This is a genomic window from Cytobacillus horneckiae, from assembly GCF_002835735.1.
GTDB classification, from domain to species: domain Bacteria; phylum Bacillota; class Bacilli; order Bacillales; family Cytobacillaceae; genus Cytobacillus; species Cytobacillus horneckiae.
Map to the genome: position 1 here is coordinate 1 of NZ_PISD01000057.1, position 4,802 is coordinate 4,802.

7 protein-coding genes are annotated in these 4,802 nt (G+C 31.5%); 4 read left to right on the plus strand and 3 right to left on the minus strand.

All coding sequences use genetic code 11. From position 1 onward, the window contains the following. Positions 1–109: 109 nt before the first annotated feature. Complete coding sequence (locus tag CWS20_RS22025) at positions 110–1,342, minus strand: hypothetical protein (RefSeq protein ID WP_142385409.1); 1,233 nt, start codon at positions 1,340–1,342, stop codon at positions 110–112. A gap of 30 nt (positions 1,343–1,372) precedes the next feature. Further along, positions 1,373–1,699, minus strand: coding sequence for a YolD-like family protein (locus tag CWS20_RS22030; RefSeq protein ID WP_158237029.1), 327 nt, complete (start codon positions 1,697–1,699; stop codon positions 1,373–1,375). Between the two features lie 205 nt (positions 1,700–1,904). On the opposite strand from CWS20_RS22030, the gene CWS20_RS22035 reads away from it, so the two are divergent. Both CWS20_RS22035 and CWS20_RS22040 read left to right on the plus strand, forming a co-directional pair. After that, positions 1,905–2,711 carry a hypothetical protein gene (locus CWS20_RS22035; RefSeq protein WP_101226389.1) on the plus strand — a complete coding sequence of 269 codons (807 nt, stop codon included), beginning with the start codon at positions 1,905–1,907 and terminating at the stop codon, positions 2,709–2,711. 158 nt (positions 2,712–2,869) lie between these two features. Continuing rightward, positions 2,870–3,562, plus strand: coding sequence for a hypothetical protein (locus CWS20_RS22040; protein ID WP_101226390.1), 693 nt, complete (start codon positions 2,870–2,872; stop codon positions 3,560–3,562). 105 nt (positions 3,563–3,667) lie between these two features. Here the strand turns inward: CWS20_RS22040 and CWS20_RS22045 are convergent, their stop codons facing one another. Continuing rightward, complete coding sequence (locus tag CWS20_RS22045; protein ID WP_101226391.1) at positions 3,668–3,853, minus strand: hypothetical protein; 186 nt, start codon at positions 3,851–3,853, stop codon at positions 3,668–3,670. 488 nt (positions 3,854–4,341) lie between these two features. On the opposite strand from CWS20_RS22045, the gene CWS20_RS22050 reads away from it, so the two are divergent. Further along, complete coding sequence (locus tag CWS20_RS22050; RefSeq protein ID WP_101226392.1) at positions 4,342–4,626, plus strand: hypothetical protein; 285 nt, start codon at positions 4,342–4,344, stop codon at positions 4,624–4,626. A 22-nt stretch (positions 4,627–4,648) separates the two neighbouring features. Then, the gene (locus tag CWS20_RS28170; RefSeq protein ID WP_158237030.1) at positions 4,649–4,801 is read left to right on the plus strand and encodes a hypothetical protein; all 153 of its coding nucleotides are present in this window, start codon (positions 4,649–4,651) and stop codon (positions 4,799–4,801) included. The last annotated feature ends 1 nt before the right edge of the window (position 4,802 follow it).

Genomic DNA, 4,802 nt, shown 5'->3' on the forward strand with positions numbered 1-4,802 from the left:
AAACTTTATTTTAAAGTTACATGAATAGGTCAGTTTTACAAGAAAACAAAGGGTACAGAGCGTTGCAAATGTACCCTAATCTATTTTTTCAGAAGAGCGATTCATTATTTTACTTTAAGTTAAACTCATAAGGACGAAGTTTCTTTAACTCTTCAATTTTTAAGTAATCTTCCTTATGTTTTAATTTCCACTCGTCAGAAACATGCTTTTTTTGTGATGTATTTAATAGTCGAGTGATCTTTTTCTTTATCTTGTCTGGTAAATCACTTTTTAAGAAATCTTCAGCGAATTTATAAGTAATAGTCCCGTTAGACAGAGAGGAATAATCATCATATTCACTGTGTTCAAGAATCCAAAATTCTAACTGTCTACAGTGAGGTAGATAACTTTTTACGGTTGGATTCTTAAATAATTCCTGTTTTCCAGTTGAAATACTCTCTGTGAAATATAAGGATTTCTTACATTCAATTAATAAAGGAGCTTTTTTTACGATATGCCCCTCTTTAACTACCCCATCAATCTCAGGAAGTAAATCAGGAATCTTTTTATTAGGAAGTAGGGGGTGTTTTGCAACGTTACCATAAAGGTATTCAGCAATTTCAAAGCATATTTTTTCCCACTTGTCACCAATCGAAAACAAATGTTTTCTTCGCTCTCCTTCATAACCTAATGAATTTAGATACATATTTACATTTGGGATAAGACTATGTATGATACCTTCCGTATCTTTATATACAGTCATAACCAAATCATAATACAGGTTAAAAGCTTTTTGATCACCGTCACTTACCAATAAATCTAGAGCAAATGCTGATTCTGACCGATAATATTCATTGATATCTTTTATGTTCTTTATTTCTTGTATATCAACATATGACCAAATCTCGTTTCTATCTAAAGTTACTTCCGGGTAAGATGGCTTTGTACGGACGAATAGATTACCTATATCTATCGAAAGTTCAGAATGAAGATTATAAACGGTATTACGAAAAGGACTTTCAAATGCAAGATAAAGATGGGTTTTTAGGTATAACTCCCTCCACTCTTGTCTTCCATTAACAAAGCCTTCCTCTATTTCAAATAAACAATTTAATATTTTTTCTTTTTCTGAATGACTATCAATATTAAAAAGGTAATTATATATACTTCTAAGTTCAAAAGGGAATAAAAAATAAGCACAATTAGCGATTTGAAAGTACTGGTGAGGGGATAATTCTTTTAGTGATTTCTCCCTTAAATCCTTGTATTCAAGGTAAAAATGCGGATAATCGAGAGCTAATTCTGAAATCCAACTATTATTATGCTCCCGCAATATATCTTGTAATTTATGTATTTGCTCCATTAACTCCATATTAATACGACTTTCCCTTCGTTAATTACTCCTAGCTCCTATAATCGAATCAAATCGAAAAATCTGAGTCCCTTTATTATATCGTACATAAAGCTTACGTTGATATGGATCAATTTTATAAATTACTAATGGCCCAATTTCTTCAATAAAGCCATCTAACCATAAAGTTAAGATGATTTCTAATTCATCTTGTACACTTTGAACAAAAAGATCATTAATCTCCTGCAGCTGTCCTTCATCTAATATTGGCTTTTTTAATTTCATATCCTCAATCTCAGCTTCTCTTAACATTTTTTTATGTTCTGGCATAAAGAATCCTTGCCATTTTATTAATCCTCTATCCTTCATTTTCATCACCCCTATAGATAGTTATTTATTTAGTTATTATAACAAACATACGTTCTCAAAATGAAGGGTAATCATCAAAAAAATATTAAATTGCAAAACTAACACAAAAACTTGTGAAAAATAACTGGAGATTACACTTGAAGTATTTTTGGTTATCATTTACAATGAAAGAGCAGTAAACAATTATTGGAAGGAGGCTCAAATAATGACAAGGGGTTTCGAGTTATATCAAACGTGGATGAATTGGTTAAGAGAACTTCCGAATTTAAACGAAGATCCTCAAAATGGCTTGATCGCCAGAGCAATTATTTTAACTAACGGAGCTTTAGATGAAGTTGAATTTATCACTGGGGCATCAAAACCGGATATTTTCCAAGTGTATCAATCGGTAACGGAGAAAGGTTTGCTACATTCATTGATTTCAGGCGAGAAAGAGATTCAAAATCTTGATGAAATGGAGATGGAGGATATGACGACAGCAACAAATAAACAACGCAAGGTTCGAACGTTTACAAGGGGAGAAATGGTTGATTATCTGAAAAGAAAGCTGTTAGAGGCAAATCCCGGCATTCAATTCGTAGGTTTAAAACATAATGTCCTAACATGCCAGCACAACGGAGAGACATTCAAAGTGTACATCAGTACTTCAAGGGACTATGAATCCATGAGAAAGGCACCAGAATTTAATGCCTACCGAGTTTCCGCATGGAACAAAGGAAATCATGAGATATTTTCCTCATGTGATTACTACGCAATGTTAGTAAAAGCTGACACTAGTACTAAGTATGTGACGGATTCAGAAGAAGGTATTGAAGGACTTTTCATGAGCCAAGAAGAATTAAGTCAATGGTTCGCTAAGAAAGTGGAAGTACCTAGTGGTATGATTAATTGTTATGTTCACTTCATACAAAAGCCGGGTGAAGGACGTTCATCTACTGTCGTAATCGATGATCGTGAACAGCCAGTTATATCTTTAAATGATTTGTACCAAAAAGGGTACACAATTAGATAAAAAAAGATCCGATATAAAAATATCGGACCAAATAAAATACTTTGTTGATTTCATTATATATAAAGATATGTAAAATAACCATCCGATTTGGGTGGTTATTTTTTAAAGAAACACTATTTTATAATGAAAGAATAGCAGATTTTGTGGAGGAATGTTATTTGATTAAAAGAATAATTAATATTTTTATAGGAATTATTTTTATCCTTTCCTTATGTGTATTTATGTTTTTTTTGCATACATGGGAAGAAGGTAAGAGAGAGGTCTATGATGAGGCTTATAAAAAGGGAGCCGAACACGGATTTGACGTTGGTTACTCATTAGTAACTGAATTAGTGGCATCTGGAAAAATCTACGAGGATAAGCATGACAGCGAAATCGAAGTAGTTTTTAGAAAAGATCATGAAACTGTATATCAAGATTACCTTAAACAAGAAACTTTCCTCTTCGATAATAATTTTATTACCGACTGGGGAAAAGAAAAAGCTAAAAAATATTATCGTGAAGGCTATGAAGAGGGCTATAAAGATGGATATTTAGATGGCTACGATGAAGAATATGATAAAGCATATTCTTCCGGATTTTTTGCTGGTGAAAGAGCGTATAAAATAGAAAACGGAAAATATCTCACTGAAAAAGAAAGAGAAAAAGAAAACTCTGAAGAGGATTATAAAAAGGAGTATCAAGAAGCATACGAAAAAGGCTACAAAGAGGGGTATGCTGAAGCTGAAGATGAAGCTATTCAAGCGGATTTAGAATATAACCGAGAAAAATATAATGAAGATGATATAACTGAGGAAGATATTCAACATTGTTTAGAAGATGGTGGTACTAGTGCTATGTGTGTAGATTAAATTAAAGTTAAAATCATCAGTATAAGTTGAGTTTCTTCTATTATATATGTTAATTAGATAATCATGAGAAAAGGACAAGTGGAAATACTTGTCCTTTTTCATTTTCTAATTCACTTTAAAAAGAATAATCACCAGCAATAAAATAATGATACTAGTTGGTTTCATCGTCAGTTTTACAAACTTCCCAATCACTTTTTTCGATTCCTCCGGATATATTCCGATTACAATCGTAAGAGAAGCTGAAATTAAAAGGGAGATCCACCATGAATGCTCCTGTATGATTTCGTACATTAAAGACCCTCTCCTTAAATTGAAGTAACATACTTTTTAGAAAAAGAAATAGAAATCCTGCTTCAATCGAAAAAACTTCTCTTAATCTAATATCAAAAAATGGGCCAATTACTTTTATGAGAATTAGATTTTTTCGTTATTTTTTCTTCATTTAATTAAATGGTTTTAAAACTATATATATTTTTAATAAACTTTGCTTTTTTACTTTGATATATTAAGAAAAAGGTGATAGAATAAAATCAGCAAGAAAGGGGATGAAATTTTTCCCTTCAGAGGTTTGGAAAGGGATTTTTCCTAACCTATTTATTTTAATTTTCTAAATCTTAAAGAATATGATTTCTTTAAGATTATTAATTCGAATACATATCAAAAATCTTAAAGAATACAAACGGAAAGTAGGGTAAAATAATCTTAAAGAATACGACCTAAATTATATGATTCTATATAATCTTTTAAGAAGAAGTTATAAGGGAGGTAAATGTAGGAAAATGGGGAGTGAATATTCGAAATTAGAATCTATTAAGGATGCCATTCAAAATTCTGTTTTCTGCTATACCAATAAAGAGGGTCAAGGTTTCGTAGATAAATCTGATTGCCAATGTTATTTGGCAGGTGTAAAAAATTGTGCTGCTTACTTAGAGCAATTTAAATTCCACCGATTGTATAGTGAGTTAGAAAAACAAGGACTTTCCAGAATTCAGATTATCGAAGAAATAGAGAAACGATTTAATTGGGATAAAACCATTTGGATTCAATACAACGTGATTAAGTAAGAGGAAAGGAGAAATCCAGTTTATGCATTTATCCGATAAACAAACAGAAATCATCAATCAAATTCAAGAAACGGTTAATTCAAAGCAAGTAAAATTTTTAGTTTTCCATGAGGATAAGGGATATACCGTAACTTATCGTGTTGAAGAAGCTATGCGGGGTAGAACCAGCAACTGAA

Bases quoted from the DNA above. Each gene is read 5' to 3' on its own strand.
- CWS20_RS22045 (WP_101226391.1), bottom strand. From the start codon at position 3,853: ATGTACGAAATCATACAGGAGCATTCATGGTGGATCTCCCTTTTAATT.
- CWS20_RS22030 (WP_158237029.1), bottom strand. From the start codon at position 1,699: ATGAAGGATAGAGGATTAATAAAATGGCAAGGATTCTTTATGCCAGAA.
- CWS20_RS22025 (WP_142385409.1), bottom strand. From the start codon at position 1,342: ATGGAGCAAATACATAAATTACAAGATATATTGCGGGAGCATAATAAT.
- CWS20_RS22050 (WP_101226392.1), top strand. From the start codon at position 4,342: ATGGGGAGTGAATATTCGAAATTAGAATCTATTAAGGATGCCATTCAA.
- CWS20_RS28170 (WP_158237030.1), top strand. From the start codon at position 4,649: ATGCATTTATCCGATAAACAAACAGAAATCATCAATCAAATTCAAGAA.
- CWS20_RS22035 (WP_101226389.1), top strand. From the start codon at position 1,905: ATGACAAGGGGTTTCGAGTTATATCAAACGTGGATGAATTGGTTAAGA.